General features: G+C 44.2%; 17 protein-coding genes, 1 tRNA gene and 3 pseudogenes. 14 read left to right on the top strand and 7 right to left on the bottom strand.

The genetic code is table 11. The features are described 5' to 3' along the window. Positions 1–67: 67 nt before the first annotated feature. The 4 genes from GT348_RS01230 to GT348_RS01245 all read right to left on the bottom strand — a co-directional run bounded on the left by GT348_RS01230 (position 68) and on the right by GT348_RS01245 (position 2,418). Positions 68–153 (bottom strand) — tRNA-Leu (locus GT348_RS01230). A 77-nt stretch (positions 154–230) separates the two neighbouring features. Further along, positions 231–902, bottom strand: coding sequence for a M48 family metallopeptidase (locus GT348_RS01235; RefSeq protein ID WP_160618176.1), 672 nt, complete (start codon positions 900–902; stop codon positions 231–233). A gap of 27 nt (positions 903–929) precedes the next feature. Then, positions 930–1,400 carry a YcgN family cysteine cluster protein gene (locus GT348_RS01240; RefSeq protein ID WP_160618177.1) on the bottom strand — a complete coding sequence of 157 codons (471 nt, stop codon included), beginning with the start codon at positions 1,398–1,400 and terminating at the stop codon, positions 930–932. 4 nt (positions 1,401–1,404) lie between these two features. Further along, positions 1,405–2,418, bottom strand: a complete 1,014-nt coding sequence (locus GT348_RS01245; protein WP_160618178.1) for an extracellular solute-binding protein — start codon at positions 2,416–2,418, stop codon at positions 1,405–1,407. A gap of 218 nt (positions 2,419–2,636) precedes the next feature. Between GT348_RS01245 and GT348_RS01250 the strand changes: the two genes are divergently transcribed. The 5 genes and pseudogenes from GT348_RS01250 to GT348_RS01270 all read left to right on the top strand — a co-directional run bounded on the left by GT348_RS01250 (position 2,637) and on the right by GT348_RS01270 (position 6,428). Continuing rightward, entirely contained in the window at positions 2,637–2,924 is a 288-nt protein-coding gene (locus GT348_RS01250; RefSeq protein ID WP_160618179.1) for a hypothetical protein, read from the top strand. Positions 2,925–3,038: 114 nt separating this feature from the next. Further along, positions 3,039–3,485: a hypothetical protein gene (locus tag GT348_RS01255; protein WP_160618180.1), complete on the top strand. Its 447-nt coding sequence runs from the start codon at positions 3,039–3,041 to the stop codon at positions 3,483–3,485. A 321-nt stretch (positions 3,486–3,806) separates the two neighbouring features. After that, the gene (locus tag GT348_RS01260) at positions 3,807–4,001 is read left to right on the top strand and encodes a DUF1656 domain-containing protein (protein WP_160618181.1); all 195 of its coding nucleotides are present in this window, start codon (positions 3,807–3,809) and stop codon (positions 3,999–4,001) included. 12 nt (positions 4,002–4,013) lie between these two features. Next, positions 4,014–4,925, top strand: a complete 912-nt coding sequence (locus GT348_RS01265; protein WP_160618182.1) for an efflux RND transporter periplasmic adaptor subunit — start codon at positions 4,014–4,016, stop codon at positions 4,923–4,925. A 1-nt stretch (position 4,926) separates the two neighbouring features. Beyond that, positions 4,927–6,428, top strand: a pseudogene (locus GT348_RS01270) (efflux transporter outer membrane subunit). On the opposite strand, the gene GT348_RS01275 reads toward GT348_RS01270, so the two are convergent. Then, on the bottom strand, positions 6,406–7,371 hold the full coding sequence (locus GT348_RS01275) for a glycosyltransferase (RefSeq protein WP_160618183.1): 966 nt from the start codon (positions 7,369–7,371) through the stop codon (positions 6,406–6,408). The pseudogene GT348_RS01270 and the gene GT348_RS01275 overlap by 23 nt on opposite strands. Positions 7,372–7,504: 133 nt before the next feature. On the opposite strand from GT348_RS01275, the gene GT348_RS09155 reads away from it, so the two are divergent. The 4 genes and pseudogenes from GT348_RS09155 (at position 7,505) to GT348_RS01290 (ending at position 10,279) form a co-directional block, all read left to right on the top strand. Beyond that, the gene (locus GT348_RS09155; protein WP_201740050.1) at positions 7,505–7,666 is read left to right on the top strand and encodes a hypothetical protein; all 162 of its coding nucleotides are present in this window, start codon (positions 7,505–7,507) and stop codon (positions 7,664–7,666) included. Beyond that, positions 7,663–8,567, top strand: a pseudogene (locus GT348_RS01280) (DnaJ C-terminal domain-containing protein). The gene GT348_RS09155 and the pseudogene GT348_RS01280 overlap by 4 nt, the downstream one beginning before the upstream one ends. A gap of 5 nt (positions 8,568–8,572) precedes the next feature. After that, positions 8,573–8,731 carry a hypothetical protein gene (locus GT348_RS01285; protein WP_160618184.1) on the top strand — a complete coding sequence of 53 codons (159 nt, stop codon included), beginning with the start codon at positions 8,573–8,575 and terminating at the stop codon, positions 8,729–8,731. 39 nt (positions 8,732–8,770) lie between these two features. Beyond that, positions 8,771–10,279, top strand: a complete 1,509-nt coding sequence (locus GT348_RS01290; protein WP_160618185.1) for a peptide MFS transporter — start codon at positions 8,771–8,773, stop codon at positions 10,277–10,279. Positions 10,280–10,489: 210 nt separating this feature from the next. Here GT348_RS01290 and queF read toward each other — a convergent pair whose 3' ends face one another. Then, positions 10,490–10,978 carry a preQ(1) synthase gene (gene queF, locus GT348_RS01295; RefSeq protein ID WP_160618186.1) on the bottom strand — a complete coding sequence of 163 codons (489 nt, stop codon included), beginning with the start codon at positions 10,976–10,978 and terminating at the stop codon, positions 10,490–10,492. Between the two features lie 116 nt (positions 10,979–11,094). Here queF and typA point away from each other — a divergent pair, with 116 nt between their 5' ends. Both typA and GT348_RS01305 read left to right on the top strand, forming a co-directional pair. Next, on the top strand, positions 11,095–12,915 hold the full coding sequence (gene typA, locus GT348_RS01300; RefSeq protein WP_160618187.1) for a translational GTPase TypA: 1,821 nt from the start codon (positions 11,095–11,097) through the stop codon (positions 12,913–12,915). Between the two features lie 239 nt (positions 12,916–13,154). Further along, positions 13,155–13,451, top strand: a complete 297-nt coding sequence (locus GT348_RS01305; RefSeq protein ID WP_236646535.1) for a putative quinol monooxygenase — start codon at positions 13,155–13,157, stop codon at positions 13,449–13,451. Positions 13,452–13,938: 487 nt separating this feature from the next. Here GT348_RS01305 and GT348_RS01310 read toward each other — a convergent pair. Further along, a pseudogene (locus GT348_RS01310) lies at positions 13,939–14,957 on the bottom strand (NAD(P)/FAD-dependent oxidoreductase). Between the two features lie 936 nt (positions 14,958–15,893). Between GT348_RS01310 and tsaE the strand changes: the two are divergent. From tsaE to GT348_RS09550, 3 genes are read left to right on the top strand one after another with little or no spacing between them, the layout of a single operon-like run. Continuing rightward, entirely contained in the window at positions 15,894–16,343 is a 450-nt protein-coding gene (gene tsaE, locus GT348_RS01315) for a tRNA (adenosine(37)-N6)-threonylcarbamoyltransferase complex ATPase subunit type 1 TsaE (protein WP_160618188.1), read from the top strand. After that, positions 16,340–19,108 carry a double-strand break repair protein AddB gene (addB, locus tag GT348_RS01320; protein WP_256375723.1) on the top strand — a complete coding sequence of 923 codons (2,769 nt, stop codon included), beginning with the start codon at positions 16,340–16,342 and terminating at the stop codon, positions 19,106–19,108. The genes tsaE and addB overlap by 4 nt, the downstream gene beginning before the upstream one ends. Beyond that, positions 18,994–19,425 carry a PD-(D/E)XK nuclease family protein gene (locus GT348_RS09550; protein WP_256375727.1) on the top strand — a complete coding sequence of 144 codons (432 nt, stop codon included), beginning with the start codon at positions 18,994–18,996 and terminating at the stop codon, positions 19,423–19,425. The genes addB and GT348_RS09550 overlap by 115 nt, the downstream gene beginning before the upstream one ends. Position 19,426: the final 1 nt, after the last annotated feature.

Genomic DNA, 19,426 nt, shown 5'->3' on the forward strand with positions numbered 1-19,426 from the left:
CTGGAAAGAACCCGCTGTAAGAGGGTAAGTCCTATCATGGTACAGACCCTATATAAAATTTCTTGAGTGGTGCGCACTGCGGGACTTGAACCCGCACGCTCTTACGAACCCGAGATTTTAAGTCTCGTGCGTCTACCATTCCGCCAAGCGCGCTACCTGGGGAGGCTTATAGACTATTTATAGTTTCATGGGAAGTAGGGGATGCATTAATTTTACGTTCAAAGCCAATATTAAATGATACTGAGCAAAACTGGACCATGCACTTTAAGCCAATTTTCAGCCGAAACGCGTCCTTCTTTCCCCTGAGGGCAATATTGATCAACTAATGACCAAAACTCAGAACCATGGTTAAAATATTTTAAATGAGCAAGTTCATGAATAATGACATAGTCCCGAATATTAGCCGGAGCTAATAAAAGACGCCAGTTAAGCATAAGACGGCCTTGTCTAGTGCAACTTCCCCAGCGGCTACGCACATCTCGTAATGCAAGAGTGCTTGGAAAGAGGGCCATGTTTTGACTATAAATTTTAACAAAAGGCGTTATGCGCTCTATTGCCAAGCGCCTTAGGAAATCTTTCAAACGCCGTTCATGATGTTCTGCATTTCCACTTATATGGATGCCAGACTCATCGAGCCAAACGCCTCTTTTTGCATTGGGTTCAGTAAAAAGGGGTATATTTATGCCCTCAATTAAAATTGACCTAGCATCCAGAGCCTTAAGAGGAAGCTCTTCAAAGGCTCGTCTCACCCAAAGAGACTGGCTATGTAAAAAGGCAAGTCCTTCTTTTTTACTGATGCGTGGCGGTAAAGTGATAATGACGGCCCGCTTTGCAGGATCAACCCGCAGAGAGAGCCGCCTTGCCCGAGAATTTTTTCGCCAGATCAGAGGTGGTGATAGCATATAATGGCAAATATTTGAGAAAAGGCGTTACTCTTGCACTTTGGCCGTTTCGGGCCATTTTCCGGGCCAGTCAGTGATATAATCTTCTATGATATCGACATAACGCTCATTAATAAAACGTTGTCTTACCGAAGCGCCTGACTCGTGAATAGTGTCAAAAGACCCACTAACGAGTGGGTGCCATTTTGGTAGATCAAATCCATCTCTTAATAAGCGATAAGCGCAACTGGCGGGAAGCCAATCCGTTTCTTCTAAAAGTTCTGGAGTAAGTGTGATGCAATCCCGTATACGCTTATGACGTTTCTCATAATCCTTACAACGGCATGTCTCTTTATCAAGCAGGCGGCACCCAACATTTGTCCATAAAATTTCGTCTGTCTCATCTTCACGAAATTTATGCAAACAACAGCGTCCGCACCCGTCACATAGAGATTCCCATTGTTCTCTGGTCATGTCTTTTAGGGAAGTTGTTTTCCAAAAAGGAATTTTTTCGGTCATAAATTTAATGTCTTAGGTGAGTCGGGGCTGTGATCGGCTTAAAATCCGAAAAGTCAGATTTCAACCATTTTTTAAAAAGGGGTTCCAGTGTAGGACCATGGGCCATCCAAAACCTATCATCAATAAATAAACTAGATGCTGGTAATTTTTTTGGCAGGGACGATAAATGTGGTTCTGAGGTGTCAAGACTTTCTTCAATGAGTTTTATCCGATTTTTAGACAAATAAGAGGGGACACCCCAATAGCGTCTAGAATAAAAAGAATACTCAAGTTCTGGGACAAAATATAAGTTTTTATGTTTTTTGTCATGGGGTGGAAGGGTACTTAAAGGTGCAACGCCAAAAATTATACTTTTTGAAAGCAAAAGCTCTTTATATTCATTTGGTGTGCGGTACCAAACAATATAGGGCCTGAGCTGTTCTAATAAGTTAAAGGCTCTTTGTAAGCCTTTCTGAGTGGATAGGGTTGCATATATTTTTGCAGGAGGCACACCATTAGCAAGTAAGGCTGTTTCTAATGTGCCGCGTGCTTGCTGAGGGAATGATCTTTTTCCAGGAAAGCGAATAACATCCCATAATGCAGCCCAGTTAGGTGGTTCTACAATTCGTTTTTTATCCCAAATCAAAGCACTTTGAAGATAGCCAGCCGAACGCCCACACTCATTTTCATGAAAAATTTTCAACCACCCCTGAGCGCATCCAAGTGCAAGATTATTTTCACTTACCATGATGGCATCCCATAAGGGAGGATGACTTAAGCTGCCATCATGTAGGGTGGATAAAAGTTCATCCCATGTAATGAAATGGCCCTTAAAGTTATCTGGTATAAAAAGCCAGTTCTTACTCAGTAATGTTTCGGGAACTGCAAAAACAAGTGGTTTTAAAACTGTATTTTGAGCAAATGCCTGCGGTAAAAAATTACAACTAATGAGTAAAATTGAAGTCGTGAATGCAATAAAAAAAAGAAAACAGAAGCGTTTAAAATGGTCATAAATGGATTGTAATGAAAGACAACTCACGTGATGGATCACCATTTAAAAAATAAAAGAAGAAAGAGCACGACTTTTGATGACACAAAAATAACATATTCTAGAATGAGAATTAAAGTTTATTTGGTAAATATTTTATTACCAAAGAGGAAATGAGGTTTTTGACTTCAAATTTTTTTAATAAATTATCTTTTTTTTAAGAGTGTCTCCAGAAAACTATAACCTCATTTTCTTATGGAGTGATTGTCATGGCTAAACAGGTTAAAGAAAAAGTAGAATCAGCTTCTGATACGGTTCAGGACCAGTTGAACAATTTACGTAATCAGATGCAGGACTTTATGAAAAATCACAAAGATCTCCCTTTAGATAATGTAAAAAAAGGCCTGGAAACCCATCTGGAAAAAGCTTCAGATCAGTTAAATAGTCTGGAAGGGCCACATATTGAAGGTTTTTGCAAAACAGTTAGTCAAAGACCTATTAGCGCTGTGCTTTTATCAATGTTTGCCGGATTTATTTTTGGTAGATTATCAAAATAATTCCTTCTTATTTGATAAATATGACCTAAGGTGAAAGCTGAAAGCTTTCACCTTGAGATATTTGTCGCTATAAGAATTGAAAACGTTTTCGAGAGAAGAGGTTAAAGGATTATTATGAGCAGCCCGATCGAATTAGGCCAAGAAGTTCTGGCCGCTCAGGGACGAGTTTTTGCCCAGACAGTAAAACGCCATGGCGTTAGAGTCGTTTTTGCTATCATAGCGGCTATTTTTCTCTTATTTGCCGCTATTTCACTTCATGGTGTTTTATGGACACTCTTTTTGGGAGTCTGCCATTTTAGCCCATTAAATGCGGCACTCTGCGTTATGGGAATCGATATTCTCTTTGCCCTCATTTTTCTCTTACTGGCAATGCGTGCCCGCCATTCTACTCCTTCTGAGGAGAGAGCTATTTTGGCCCGGGATCAAAAACTTCAAGAACTTAAACGCTCCATTGGGCTTTCAGCTTTATTAAGTGTGGCTTCCGGTCCGGTAGGACGTTTTGCAGGTGGTCGCGTTTTAAAAATGGTAAAGCTTCCATTTGGGCGTCGTAAAAAAAGATAAGACCACGTCATTGATTTTCCGTGAAAAATAGTCACGAAGTTTTAGGCCCTCTTCTTTTATTTTTAAAAGAAGAGGGCTTTTTTGGTTCGGGCAGTGTTGATAAACATGGAAAAAGGCGCGTTTATTTTTTTATTAGTAAAAATTTATTTTTATAGATGAATGTAATGACTAGTCAGAGTGCTGGTGATTCGATAACTAAAGACCATGTCAGTTTATCCATGGCATAGAAAAGCCTTATAGAGCTTTATTGGGGAAGAGCGTGACTAAGAAGGTTAGATCACCAAAGGCTACTATCCAGCAGCAAAGCAAGATAGTCATATAATGCTTGCGGAAGTTGATCTCTTCGGTATTTTTGTTTCGCCTATTGCTGTTTACGCTGTTGCGGCAGTATTGGTGACACTCTTATGTCGTTATTTTTTGTGGCGTGTGGGTGCACTTAGCTGGTTTTGGCATGTTGCTCTTTTCGAAATTGCCTTTTTCGTTTGTGTGCTGTGTCTCATGGTGATCTATGTTTGATAGGGGAGCGCCATGAACTGGTTGCGTCGCCTGGTTCGGCCGTTATTGACTTTATTAGTCGTCTGTCTTGCTTGTGGCTTGGGCTATGTTGTTTGGGATCTTTATGTCCTCGATCCCTGGACTCGGGATGGCAGGGTTCGAGTCTATGTTGTAGCAACGGCCCCCGAAGTAGCCGGAACTGTTGTTTCAGTTCCTGTAAAAGATAACCAATTTGTCCATAAGGGTGATCCCCTTTTTAGAATCGACCCGCTGCGCTTTCAGATTAAAATTGATGAAGCAAGAGCGCGTGTTTCTGGTGCAGAAGAAGATTATCGTTTAAGTCTCTCAAATGCGCGTCGTCGCCATAATTTGAGTGGCGTTGTATCGCGCGAAGAGCAGGATAATTTTAATTCTGATGTCACAAGCAAAAGAGCTTTGTTGGATGAAGCCAAGGCAGCTCTGGATACGGCTCTTTTAAATCTTCAGCGTGCAACACTTTATGCTTCTGTCGATGGTTATGTGACCAATCTTAATTTACGTGTTGGAGATTACGTCCAGGCAGGGCATCCATATTTATCGGTCATTGATGCCAATAGTTATTGGGTGAACGGGTATTTTGAAGAAACCAAAATGCATGGTGTGCATGTTGGTGACGAAGCCCGCATAAAGTTAATGGGTTATCGTAAGGTTCTTAAAGGCCACGTAGTGAGTATTGGCCGTGGTATTAATGACCAAAATGGCAGTTGGGACCAGCTAGGGCTACCAAATGTTAACCCTATTTTTACATGGGTGCGTCTGGCCCAGCGTATTCCTGTTAGAATAGCTCTTGATGATGTTCCTCCTAATGTTATCTTATCTGCCGGCATGACAGCGACAGTTGCCGTTGGTAAGCAAAAAAAGGGCGGACGAGGCCTTTTAACAACGTGGCTACAGAATCACCTTTAGAATGAAAAAATTCTTACCCTTTCTTGCTTCTGGTCTTTGTCTATTGTCTTCTTGCACAGTAGGGCCTGACTATAAGCCAGATCACTTTCCTCTTCCCAATCATTTTGCGGGACAGCCTCACCCTGCTACGAAAGAGGAAATTGCTTCAACCGAAGCATTGTTGAAAGAATGGTGGGCTCATTTTAATGACCCAGTACTCAATGATCTGATAGAAAGAGCCATTAAGGGAAATTATAATCTTCAGTCTGCTTCTCAGCATATTTTGGCAGAACAGGCTGTTAGGCGTCAGGCCGAATCAGACTGGTATCCTCAACTTGATGCTAATGCGGGGGAGGCGATACACGTTATTCGATTAGTGTCGGAAACTGGGTCAACCGGCCTCCCAATCCTTTAAATCATCCTCACGCGTCTCTTTTGACATGGGGTGCGCGAGCAAATTGGGAAATTGATATTTTCGGGCGTATTTCGCGCCAGGTTGAAGCCCGTAAACGCATAGTTGATGAAACGATAGAAGAAAGGCGAGGTATTCTCGTCTCTTTATTAAGTCAGCTCGTTAGTGACTATATTAGCTTAAGGACTGTTCAGGAGCGGTTAAACGTTACCGAACATGCCATTAAGGTTGCTCATGATGGCAGTCTCTTAGTTGAGCGGCTTTATAGTAATGGTGTAGGAAATACGCTGGCTATAGCTCAGGCCAAGGCAGAAGAGCATACAGAACGTGCGAGGCTTCCGTCGCTTTTTGCCCAGCAAGAGCGTTTGATTCACGCTATTGCCGTATTAATGGGAGAAATGCCGGGGACGATAGAACCCGAGCTGCAAAAACGCCACAAGCTCCCTCTTATACCCTCTTTTCCGTCAGCCATTCCGTCTATTGTGGTTGCTAACCGCCCTGATATTCGAGAAGCTGAGCGTCATTATGCTGAAAATACGGCGCGTATTGGTATGGCCGTTGCGCAGCTTTACCCCAATTTTAGCATCCCTCTGACATTTGATCCCAACTCATCTGCTCTCGCAGAGGCATTTAAACTTAATGCAATGAGTTGGAATATTTTAATGATGATGTCTATTCCTGTGCTTCATGGTGGTAAATTTGGGGCGCAAATTATGCAGGCCCGTGCCGAAGCTGAAGAGAGCCGGTTACAATATCGTCAGACAGTTCTTAATGCTTTTCGCGAAGTTGAGGATGCAATCGTCAACTGGCAGCAGGATAATGAGCTTGTATCTCAGCGTGGCGAGGCGGCAAAGCAGGCAGGTTTGGCCCGTGACAGAGCCAGAAAGCTCTTCACGGCGGGCTTAACTGGTTATCTAAATGTTTTAAATTCACAGCAAACAGCCTTAACAGCTCAGGATGAAGCCGTGCTGGCAAGGGGCAAAAGGTTAGATGACGCTGTAACGCTATATGTCTCTATGGGGGCAGGCTGGCAGGGGCGGGAGCTTGCAGATACGCGGCTTCCCATAGAGAAAAAAGAACATAGCGTTCTTATGAGGGCTTTCGCGCGTTAGCCATTACGTCTGGATAGAGGCTTGCAAAGCGCAAACTCATAAATTGTTCCTGGTTTTTTTCGTCGCGTACGCTGGTTTTGACGTTAAGATCAAGGCGCATCTCATCATGGCCTGCAAGATGAATAATTCCTGCGGGGAAATGAGGATAAGTTAGCTCACAAATTTTCTTTGTTTCTGTATTGAAATGCCAGGGCCCCATATAGTTGCACCCCGGGGGAAGAAATTCGACAGGTAGCTTATCAACATGGCCACAGAGTGAAAGCGATAATTGATCTGAGCAAAAAATCTTACCGTGCTTCAAAACTATTTTTTGCCATTCTTGTAGTTTTTTCCAGTGGGGGGCAGTGCGTGATAGGGCAAAAATACCGCCATTTAAAGTGGGGCGAACCCCAACATAGCGACGAATAGAGCGCGGTAATCTGGCAATAGTTGTATTTTTGTAAAGAATAGAGCGAATTTGGGCGAGATTGAATGGCAGCCATCTCAAACGGAATGGTTTGTGCAGAAAAAGTTCAGGAATGGTGGCTAAAGCAGGGTTTTCTGTTTCTGTGGCTGAAAATAAAAGCTCTAATGCTGAGGATTCTTGCACCCAGCTATCAGCATCAAGCCATAAGATACTGTCAAACTCAGGAAAAAATTCATTAAGCCAGAGTTTAGAGAGCCCAATGGCCAGACTGGGGCGTTTTTTCAAAGCCTTTTTAGATATGGTTTCAGGAATATAAGGTGCCTGAACCGGAATATTTTTTCGGGCAAGACAACGCAGATTGTCAGGGCTCAGTCCGCCATCAACACAGGCAATTGCAAGATTTTTTGCCTCAGGGAAACGCTGGATAGACGCAATTAGCTCTTCAAGTAGAGGAAAATAGCGAGAATCACATCCTGTAACGATGAGTCTTTTTTTAGGAGTGTGAGCGTTAAGAGGGGGTAAAGGTGAAGAGAGCATAATATTTATGATTGACCTTAACTTGCTAATTAAGTCGTTGATTTACGGATTAGTGATGGTTTGTTGCCTGATATAAGATTACTCTATTGAACTTCGTAAAGTCTGTACATATTTCTTCTGAAAGGAGAAAGTTATGAGTAATGTGGAGCCATTGCCCATTGCTGATTTTTTGCGGCCCAAATTGCAGAAAATCGTTTATGATGGTGTGCAGGCTGGTTTTTCTTATGACCAAATTATAGCTGTTTTAATTGATCTCGTTGATGATACTGATTTGAAGGATCCAGAGAAACAATGATAGACCCATATGCCACGCTAGGCATCGCTAAAACAGCGACTGACAAAGAAATACGCAGTGCCTATCGTCGCCTGGCAAAGCAATACCACCCGGATCACAATCCCAATAATGCCAAAGCTGAGGAGAAATTCAAAGCCATTGGTAAAGCCTATGGTATTTTAGGCGATAAAGAAAAGCGCGCACGCTTTGACCGCGGTGAAATTGATGAAAATGGCCAGGAGCGCTCGCCCTTTGGTGGGGGATTTGGGGAGGCACGCGCGGTTACGGCCAGCGTCAGGGCTTTCAAAGCGAAGATGATCTTGGGGCCTTTTTTTCCGATATGTTTGGGGCAGGCGGTTTTCGCACGCCGCCACGACCAAGACGAGGTGAAGATCTTCATGGCGAAATAACCATTAGCTTTGAAGAAGCTGCCCTGGGGGACAAGCGTGAAATTGATCTGGGAACAGGGCAAAAAATCGCTGTAAATATTCCTCCTGGTGTAGAAGAAGGCATGACCCTGCGTGTCAAGGGTAAAGGTATGGCGGGGCATCCAGGACATGATGGTACAGTCGGCCCAGCAGGGGATGTCTTGCTCAAAATTCACGTAAAGCCCGACCCTTATTATGTGCGTGAAGGGCGTAATTTACGTGTAACGCAAGATATTGATTTAAAAACAGCTTTGCTTGGTGGAAAAATTCCCGTTCGTACACCTAAAGGGACTGTAGCTGTATCGGTAGCGGCTCATTCTGACAGCGGTACAATCTTACGCTTAAAAGGGCGAGGGATTGAGGCACATGGCAGGTCAGCTGCAGGTGATTTGCTTGTAACGTTACGCGTTGTGCTTGGTAAGCTCGATTCTGAGCTGCAAAAGCTTATAGAGGGTTATTACCAGCAAGAAGCTTCTTCTGAAAAAGCGTCATAATCATTATGGTCAAAAGCGTATTTCGATTTTCGGCTCTCGGTAATGGGGTTCGTAACCGTGAAATCATTGGTTTAATTGTTGCGATCTCGTTAGTAGCAGTGCTTTTTGTGCTTGGATTTTTGGGTGTGAGTCTTATAGATGGCTTCCATCTTGCAGGGGGGTAAGGTTAAAACACTTACCCTTCACCAATAGCCGGTATTTTTATGTTCCCAGCCTCGTCTTCACATTCTTCTAGCTCACTGCAACGGGGCAAAGCCTTCTCGGTTGTTTTAGCAATCGAGATTTGGGAGCGGTTTGGTTATTATGGCATGCAGGCTGTTCTCACCGTATTTATGGTGCAGAACCTGCACATGCTGGATAAAGATGTTAATTTGATGCTCGGTGCTTTTGCCGTGCTTGCCTATAGCTTACCTATTGTGGGGGGGATTATAGGCGATTACTATCTTGGCACACGCCCTACGCTCGTTATAGGAGCCTGTGGGCTTACATTAGGTTATGCTCTCCTAGCTATTTCATTACAGCAAAGAGCTTTTTTTCTGCCAGCTTTGGCGTTAATCGCTTTATCCAACGGGCTTTTTAAACCTAATGCCGGCAACCTTGTGAGGCGTGTTTATAGCGGTGATGATACAGCTTTAGATGCAGCTTTCACGCTTTATTATATGTCGATCAATGTAGGGTCAGTTATTTCGATGATTCTTCTGCCATGGGTGCAGAGTCATTGGGGACCGGCCATTGCTTTTGGTGGTTGTGCATCAGGCTTGCTAGTGGGTTTGAGCTATTATATATGGCGTGCCTCGTGGCTTAACCCCTTTGCGCCAGCACAGCTCTTACAGAAAAAAAGCAAATTCTTATTTTTTTGCTTATTTATTTTTCTGCTTGTTGCTTTGTGGAGCCTATCAGTTTTAGTCCTGGCAAAACCATCTATCGCACAATTAGGGGTTATTGCCGCAGGAGTGGCTCTTGCTATTTTGTCGGTTTATCTTTTGAGATGCGTAAAATCTTTTGAAAAACCTGGACTCATTCTCACATATATTTTGTGCTTACAGACCGTTGCTTACCAAATATTTTTCCAGCAGATGCAGACGTCTCTGACACTCTTTGCTCTTAGAGCAGTGTCTGGGCAATTCAAGATTGGCTCTATTTACTTATTTACTTTATCAGCAGGGCAATTTTACGCGCTCAATCCTTTCTGGATTATGGTTTTTAGTCCTATTGCGGCTTATTTTTATCACCGTTGGGCCAAAAACGATAAGGACATAGCTCTATTTTATAAAATACTCGCTGGATATGTCATGGTGGGGGCTGGGTTCCTGCTATGGTGGCTTTCGGCCAAACACGCAACGGGGCTTGTTTCACCCTGGGTTATGGTAGCAGGTTATGGCTGCGTTTCTTTTGGTGAGATCCTTACAGTTGGGTTGGGCCTTTCTATCATTGCGCGTTATGCCCCTGTTCGTATGAGCGCCATATTAATGGGTGCGCTATATATGCTGTGGGGAATAGGGATGTATGTTGGTAGTCTGGTTGCAAATGGTGCGGCTATAGCGTCTGTGCCACATCAACAAGTTGTGGCAGGTTTATATGCTCCACTCTTTGGTCATCTTGTTTTGGGTGCCGTTATTTTATGTGCGGTTATAGTGCTTTTGCTGCCGTTCATGAGAATTTTGGATAAAAAACATAATGAGCTGCGCCCTCGTACAGAAAAAACAGCATAATAGTTTTTACTATGAGGCAAAGCTCACTCTGGGTGCAAAATTAGCGTGTAATATTTCTAAGTCGGAATGAAACAGAATTTTTTTCAAAGTTTTGCGAATCGGCTCGAACTGTTTTTGTGATGAAATAAAATTCCTTTTAATTTTATGGCCTGATTTTAAACATAAGTCATGCATCTTTTTTACAGATGCATGACTTATGGCCTTTAGAATTTAACCGCGTCCACGATAACCAGGCACGTCCTGAGCCGGTATCCAAACATCCTGAGGCGCTGATCCTGTCTGCCAAAATACATCAATAGGAATACCCCCGCGCGGATACCAATAAGCACCAATGCGTAGCCATTCAGGATCTAATAACTCAACAAGTCTGGTTGCTATTGTTACGGAGCAATCTTCATGAAATGCACCATGATTTCTAAAGCTGCCTAGAAAAAGCTTGAGAGATTTGCTCTCAACAATCCAATCTTTAGGAATATAGTCAATGACGATATGAGCAAAATCTGGCTGGCCCGTAACGGGGCAAAGAGAGGTAAATTCAGGCGCAGTAAACCGTACAACATAGCGCCGTCCTTTATGAGGAGAGGGAACGCGTTCAAGTACGGCATCTTCAGGCGAATGAGGAAGGGCTGATTGCTGGCCAAGCAATTGCAGATCATCGGGCTTGGAATGTTTTGAATCGTGAGAAAAACTCGAACTCATAGTGTAAATCTTTGCCTTTAATGTGTTAGAGAGAAATGCATAATTTGCAAAATAATCTAATTCAGTGCAGAAGACAGCACATTCTGTCTTAAACTATTGTTCCCTGGAAGATCGCCATGGATATTCGTAACATTGCCATTATTGCCCATGTCGACCATGGGAAAACAACACTTGTTGATCAGCTCCTGCAACAGTCTGGTTCTTTTCGTGAGAATCAGCATGTTGCTGAACGCGCTATGGATAATAATGATCTAGAGCGTGAGCGTGGTATCACCATTCTCGCTAAATGTACGTCAGTTGTCTGGAAAGATACGCGTATCAATATTGTTGACACCCCAGGCCACGCCGATTTCGGTGGTGAAGTTGAGCGTATTCTCAGCATGGTTGATGGCGCTGTCATTTTGGTTGATGCTGCTGAAGGGGCTCTCCCTCAGACAAAATTCGTGCTTGGTAAAGCATTAGCACGCGGTTTACGCCCTATTGTGGTCGTTAATAAAGTTGACCGTAGCGATGCACGTCCTGACGAAGTGCATGACGAGGTTTTTGATCTTTTTGCAGCGCTCGACGCCTCAGAAGAGCAGCTTGACTTCCCCATGCTTTATGCATCTGGTCGTCAGGGCTGGGCTGACATGGAGCTTGATGGGCCTAAAAAAGACCTTTCACCACTCTTTGATCTTATCCTAAAACATGTGCCTTCACCCGGTCTTGATAAAGATAAGCCTTTTGCGATGGTTTCAACGATCCTTGAAAGTGACAACTTTCTGGGCCGTATCTTGACCGGACGCATTGAGCAGGGCCGCGCCAAGGTCAACATGCCGATTCGTGTTTTCAGACCGGATGGTACGATTGTTGAAACAGGCCGCGCCACAAAGCTTCTTGCTTTCCGTGGACTTGAGCGTGTGCCCGTCGACGAAGCCGAAGCAGGCGATATTGTCGCTATTGCAGGGCTTTCCGAAGCAACAATTCCTGACACATTTGCTGATCCTGCTCTTGAAGGTCCTCTTCCTTCAACGCCTGTTGATCCGCCAACCTTGTCCATGACCTTCCGTATCAATGATGGTCCGCTCGGTGGCCGTGAAGGCAAAAAGGTAACATCGCGTCAGATTCGTGACCGCCTTTTCAAAGAAACCGAAGGTAACGTCGCGATTAAGGTATCTGATAGCCCCGAGAGTGAGGCTTTCGAAGTTGCGGGTCGTGGTGAGCTTCAGCTTGGTGTGTTGATTGAGACAATGCGTCGTGAAGGTTTTGAGCTTACAATTGGCCGTCCTCGCGTTCTCTTTAGAGAGAACACCGAAACAGGTGAGCGTGAAGAACCTTTTGAAGAAGTTCTCATTGATGTTGACGAAGAATTTTCCGGTTCTGTCGTTGAGAAAATGTCCTTACGTAAAGGTGTGATGCAAGATATGCGTCCTTCTGGAGGAGGAAAGCTTCGTCTTACCTTCCTCATCCCTTCACGCGGACTTATCGGCTATCACAACGAATTTTTGACCGATACACGCGGCACAGGGATTATGAACCGCCTGTTCCACGACTATCTTCCTTATGCTGGACCAATTGAGGGACGTCGCAACGGCTCTTTAATCTCAGCTGAAGATGGCAATACAACACAGTACGCGCTCTTCTCATTGCAGGATCGTGGTACATTATTTGTTGGTGCTGGCGAGAAAATTTACACAGGAATGATCTTGGGTGAGCATTCTCGTGAAAATGATCTGGAAGTGAATGCTGTTCGTGAGAAAAAACTCACAAATATGCGTGCTGCTGGTAAAGATGAGGCTCTTCTTCTTACGCCACCTCGTAAAATGAGCCTGGAACAAGCCATTGCTTATATTGAGGAAGATGAATTGGTTGAAGTTACACCTTCTGCCATTCGTCTCAGAAAACGCTATCTTGACCCGCATGAACGTAAGCGGGCAGCCCGTAGCAAAGAAGCTTAAGATACTTCAAGAAAAGGGCCGGGTTTACCGGCCCTTTTTTTGTTCCCCGGTGGTTAAAGGGGGCTGGTAAGCAAAAATTTTAATGAGATAACAATTATCGTTACTTAGAACTTGTCTAAGAAAAAGTGCGAGAGGGGCATATAAAGTCTCTCTCACAATTTTCTGCAATGCATCTTCTTTCAGATAGGTATATGACTAAATAAAGGAATTTTTCCCTTATTATACAAAGGACATGATCCATGGCGATGAAAAATTTATATGCCACAATGCGCGCTCTTCCTGATTGTCGTGAAAAACTCCGCACACTTCTTACTGGTCTTGCTCATAATGTGCGTAACGAGCCTGGTAATGTCCGGTTCGTGGTTTACACCCTGGCGGAAGACCCAGATTTATTTCATGTAGAAGAAACATATAAGGATGAGGACGCTTTTCGTGCTCATATGGCGACAGAGCATGGAAAAATCTTTAATAATGCTATTAAAACACTCGTCGAAAATGGTGGCTCTAAAGTCGTATTTCTTGACTTGGTGATTTAAAAAAGCCTGTCTTTTGATTCTGCGGTGAGGCCTTCTTGGCTCAAAAAAAATTCCGAGAGGCTCTTATGAAGAGCTAGTGAATGAAATATCGAATAGGAGTCATCGCTTCAAAAGAGGATTCAATCTTTCCATATTACTCCGGTCACATTCGCATTTTATCTTTAAATTCAAGGGCGACTCGTAAGCGAGGCTTATGGGCACGCTCTTGTTCCTATTTATGCAACAATTTGTATAAGTAACAGAAAGCAGGGCGCTGCTTTTTCGCTATCTTTGCTTTTTAGAAAGGCTTGGGACCTTAACAAGCTTTATTTTGCTATTCTGATAATTATGCTTGTGCGTAATCAATAGTGCCACAAAAAGGCCGGGGCCAGAAAATTCTGGCCCCGGTCATCACTGTTAATTACAGCCTCGTTCAGCTCTGGACAAAGACATTATATCGGCTTGCTCATAAGTTTGGAGAACTAACCCTGATGGTTTCCCTTATTTCTTATGAAGGTTTACCGCGGCTTGTGGAATGCTCAAAACGCAAGGCGGTTTCAGGGTAGGCGATGGGATAAGCGGCATGAGCCGCCATAGCGCCCTCTGAAAAACCTTGTAAGATAAGTTTTAATTTTCCAGGATAAGAGGCAACATCACCAATGGCAAAAATACCTGGTGTGCTTGTTTCTAAAGTAGCTGGGTTTACCATTACCGTACTGCGATGGGTTTGTATGCCCCATGTTGCAATAGGACCTAAATCAGTAGACAGCCCATAAAAAGCGAGTAGATGATCGACCTCTAAGTGACGGATTTCATCTTCGAGGGAAATAACATCAACTCCCGATAAAAGGCCATTTTGTCCTTTTAGGGCGTGAAGCTGATAGGGAACAATTTTTTCTATTGCTCCTATTTTTACCTTTTCTTCGATTTGAGCCAGTGTTTCGGGGGCGCCGCGAAAGCGGTCGCGACGATGTAAGAGATAAACATGTTCGGCAATGTCAGAAAGAGACAAGGCCCAGTCTAGGGCTGAGTCTCCGCCACCAGCAATAAGAAGGCGCTTGCCCGCAAATTCTGCACGTTTGCGAACGTAATAGTGAACTGTACCGCCAGTTTCATAATCATCTAGCCCTTCGAGAGGGGGCGGTTGGGCCCGAATGCACCCGCACCTGCTGCAATGATTACAGCTTTGGCATGAACTTTATCCCCGCGTTCATTTCCAAGCACAAACTTGCCTCTTACTCCCTCAAGGGTCGTCACACGGCTACCCAGGAGTTTAGGAATATCAAAAGGCGCTATCTGAGCTTCTAGAGCTGCGATTAGATCACCCCCTGTTATAGAAGGATGTGCAGGAATGTCGTAAATTGGCTTTTCTGGATAAAGGGCGGCGCATTGGCCTCCTACACTATCGAGAACGTCCATCAGTACGCAGTTAAGACGTAGCATCCGACACTCGAAAGCGGCAAAAAGAGCGGTTGGACCTGCACCGATGATGGCAATGTCAGTAGTGTAAGAAAAACTTTGAGTCATAATAGTGCTTCATAAGCCCTTTTTAAGTATTCTGGTAGGGTTTAAGGCCAGGAACTCCCAAAAAATAACATTTTTACTTCAAAATGAATCCATTTCTTTTAAAGCAATCTCTCATAATTAGCTTTTAAGGAGTGCCTAGAACCAGATGAAGGGGATGTGTGAGTGTCGCAATATTCCACTTATTCCTGACAATGGGCCTGGTCCGAAATTTACCTGCATAAAGCTCTTTGTTTCAAAATCTGTTATTGCTTTCACCCAAGATATCAAACAAATGGTTTTGGTAGTTTTTGACGAGATAAGTGAGTTTACAGCCTTTTCCGTAAGGGAGGCTCAATTCCCAAAAATTGTTTCGATAATTAAGTATTTTGCCGGTCAATGCCCAGAGGCTCGACGTAACCTTGTCAGCTCTGATTGAAATAAAGCTCTAATATGCGAAGATGGGCACCGGGGTTAGTTGTAGGAAAGCTCACTCAGGATTAGATTTTGAGTATTATGAGTTTGCCCGTAAAAAAGTCCGATCTCTTTTTCCGCTTAGCTATGGTCTTTCTCATACGAAATTTGATATAAAAGAGCCTGATCTTTGCGTTATGAGTCAGACAATGACAGCTAGCGTGATAATCTCTGATAAAGACAAATAGTCAGTGCTACAGCCCCTAGGGGCCTGACGATGATAAAACGGGTTTTTGACACGTCCGATGGGCTTTGAAAGTGCATTAGGCCCTATGCGAAGGCCGTTATGCTGAAGTTGCAATAGAACTTCGCTTACTAGCTTGCTTTGATGCAAAGACGCGTTATTGGGTGATCATTAAAGGTAATTATCACATTGCAGTTGGAAAAAATTCCGAGACGGTTTTGGCAAAGCAAGTATCACTCTTGCCGGAGACTATACGCGCACTTCCAAAAAGACTTTTATGACGTAAGAGGAGAGACATTAAAGTGCTTTTGACTCTCTCTTCTCCTCAAAAAACAGTCTCTCTTGCGGCTCAGCTAGCTGCAAGAATAGAGCCGGGTGATTGTTTGGCTCTAACAGGTGAACTCGGTGCGGGCAAAAGTACTTTTGCCCGTGGTTTTTTGCGGGTCCTGAGTGAAGATCCTGCTCTGGACGTGCCTAGTCCTAGCTTTTCTCTCGTGCAGCCTTACGACACGGTGAAAGGACCTGTATTTCATTATGACTTATGGCGCCTCTCAGGCCCTGATGAGCTTTATGAATTAGCATGGGACGATGCTTGTGAGGCTATTATGATCGTAGAATGGCCACAAAGAGCAGAGGAGCTTTTGCCAATAAATGCGCTCCATTTAACATTTAGTTATGGAGAGGCTGAAAATGAACGCAAGGTTTTATTAGAAGGTTGGCCCGAAGAGCGCTTAACTGGGCTGGCATTATGACGGTAGCAACCATTCCCGCATCATGTTCATTTTTAGATAGTGTTGCCCAATCCTGGATAGAAAAGATTGGGTTGGGCGGGGTGCAGGATGGAGATGATCTAGGCGAAAGGGGGCTCATTCTAGTCCCTGGTCGACGCGCCGCCCGAGCCTTGATGGAAGCTTTTTTACGCGTGCTTGATGGCCGTGCGGCTCTTTTGCCTGATATTGTTGCTATTGGTGATGTTGGTGAAAGTGATTTATTTACGCTGCCACTTGAAGCAGAACTCGCACCACCAGTTGATCCCATGCGACGCTTGTCAGTGCTTTCACAATTAATTTTGCATGCCCCTCTTTTTCGGTCAGCACAGGGTGATGAGGCAGTAAGTTTAGAGCGTGTCTGGCCACTTGCCCGAGCCTTGGCTGAATTAATGGATGAGGCTGAACGGTGCAATATTGATTTAAAAGAAGCACTTCCTAAAGCTGTTGAAGAAGAATTTGCCCATCATTGGCAACAAACACTTTTATTTTTACAGATTGTTACAGAGTTTTGGCCAAAATGGCTAAAAGAGCAGGGCCTTACGAACCCCGTTGCGCAACATGCAACCCTTCTTAAAACACATGCGGAACTTTGGCGGCGCCATCCTCCTTCAACGGTTGTGTGGGCTATAGGGTTTTCGGATGGATTAAGTGGTGTCGGGGATTTTTTAAAAGTTGTTGCTTCTTTGCCAAAAGGGGTTGTGATTTTACAGGCCGTAGATATGGCTCTTGAAGACTCCTTATGGGAAGCTTTATCAGAATCTCATCCGCAATTTTTATTTCGTGATCTTTTGGCTGAATTACATGTTGAGCGATCTGAACTCGAAATTTGGGGCAAGCCGGTCAATCCTCAGCGTGAAGATTTATTGCGAGAGGTGCTTTTACCTGAAGAAGGTCTTGCCTCCTGGGCTCATAGAAAAAATTTTATTGATCTTTCAGCCTTATCGCTTTTGAAGGCGGCTGATATTCAGGAAGAGGCTGTAACAATTGCTCTTATTTTGCGCGATGTTGCCTCACATCCTGGTAAATCAGCCGCTCTGGTAACGCCTGATCGTGATTTAGCAAAAAGAGTAAGAGCTGCGTTACTGCGTTATGGGATTCACGCAGATGATAGTGCTGGTGAATCATTAAGCCGTACTCCTGTTGCAGTTTTTTTAAGGCAAATTGCTCAGGCAGTTTCTAGCCAGTTGGCGCCTGTGCCTTTATTATCACTTTTAAAACACCCATTTGCTTCTTTGGGAATGAAGCCAGGAGAATGTCGCTCTCTGGCAAGGCTCTTGGAAAAATTCGTGTTGCGTGGGCCTGCGCCTGAGGCAGGTTTTCCTGGTCTTTATGCTGCCCTGGAAGAAAGATTATCTTCTGGGCGTGGTGTTTATAAGGCTGAGACGCAAAATATAGAAACATCCTCTTTAAAGCAGCGTTTAAAAGCTTTTCTCGAAAAACTTGAAAAAGCATTTGCCCCCCTTTTAAACCTGACGGGCTTTCATCCTATGCCTGTCTGGTTAGAAGCTTTAGTTCGTTGTGCTGAATCTTTGGCTTTCGTGGCTGAAAATAACGAACAGCCTTCTTTGCTTCAGGCGCCTCTCTCTCCTTTATGGCGAGGAGATGATGGGGCCATGATGTCACAGCATCTCATTGATTTGATGACCTATACCGAGGATCTTCCACAGGAAGCAATCAGTGGCGTGGAGGGTTTTCTGACTGTCTCAATGGCTGATATGACGCTGCGAGGTCTAAGAGGCCACCAAGATGGTATAGAGCTTGCTCATCCGCGCATTTCAATTTTGGGTGTTTTAGAAGCACGTCTTTTATCGTTTGATACCGTAATATTAGGGGGGCTGGTTGAAAATAGCTGGCCCCCATCTGCTGACCCTGGTCCGTGGCTTAGTCGCCCCATGCGGCAGAAAATTGGCCTGTTATCGCCCGAAAGAACAATAGGGCAAAGCGCTCATGATTTTACAATGGCCATTCTTTCAGCCCAAAATGTCGTATTTGCCTATGCAGGTAGAGAAGGGGGAAAGCCAACTGTTCCCTCAAGGTGGCTAGCGCGTTTTGAAGCTTTTTTATCGGGGCAGGAAGTTTTATCGGCTAGTGAACAAAAATTACCCTCTCATCCTGCTCTGGATTGGCAGTCATATATCGATTTGCCTTTGGGTGATGCCAAGCCTGTATCTCCTCCTCAGCCACGGCCGCCTTTGGCACTAAGACCGAGGCAGTTATCAATAACTGACATAGACACGCTCATTAGAGATCCGTACGGTCTTTATGCCGAGCGTGTCTTACAGTTAAGAGCACTCCGCCCGCTTGAAGAAAAGGCTGAGCCTTTCGTCTTTGGTTTGGTGGTTCATAGCGCTATGGAAGCGATGACACGCCGTTATCCGCGACAATGGCCGGCTCAGGCTCTTAATGAGCTTTGTCATTATTTTGATGAGGCCCTAAAGGCAATTTCAATTCGTGCTGCTTTACATGCCTGGTGGAAACCAAGATTAAAGCGCATTGCTCAATGGGTTTACGAGCAGGAGCGTGTCATCAGGAGTGCTAAAGTTCCTTTTCGTTCTTATACGGAAATTGAAGCTTCTTATAAATTTGAGGCTTTACCAGGGGGGCAATCCATCTTACGGGGCGAGCAGATCGTATTGATGTTTTCGATCATAATGACGAAGGCACTCATTTTGCCCAGATTTTTGATTATAAAACTGGTGCTCTTCCAGAAATTAAAAATGTGCGCCAGGGATGGAGCTCACAGCTAATATTAGAGGCTGCCCTTTTAGCAGAGGGAGCATTTAAGGGACTGAATCCCGCTCGTATCAAAGAATTAACTTATTGGAAATTAAGTGGGGCCGCGCAATCTGGTGAAGTGCGTCATCTGCTTTCACTTGATAAAAAGCCGGAACATCAAGATATTATTGATCAGGCTTTGGACAATGTGCGCCATTTACTTCATGACTATGATCAGCCAGACCGAGCTTATCTTTCAAGGCCCAGAATAGGGTACGCTCCTCAATATTCTAACTATACGCAACTCGCTCGTGTTGATGAGTGGTTCTATAATTCAGGCGATGAGTAAG

This window comes from Aristophania vespae (assembly GCF_009906835.1).
In the GTDB taxonomy this organism is placed as follows: Bacteria; Pseudomonadota; Alphaproteobacteria; order Acetobacterales; family Acetobacteraceae; genus Aristophania; species Aristophania vespae.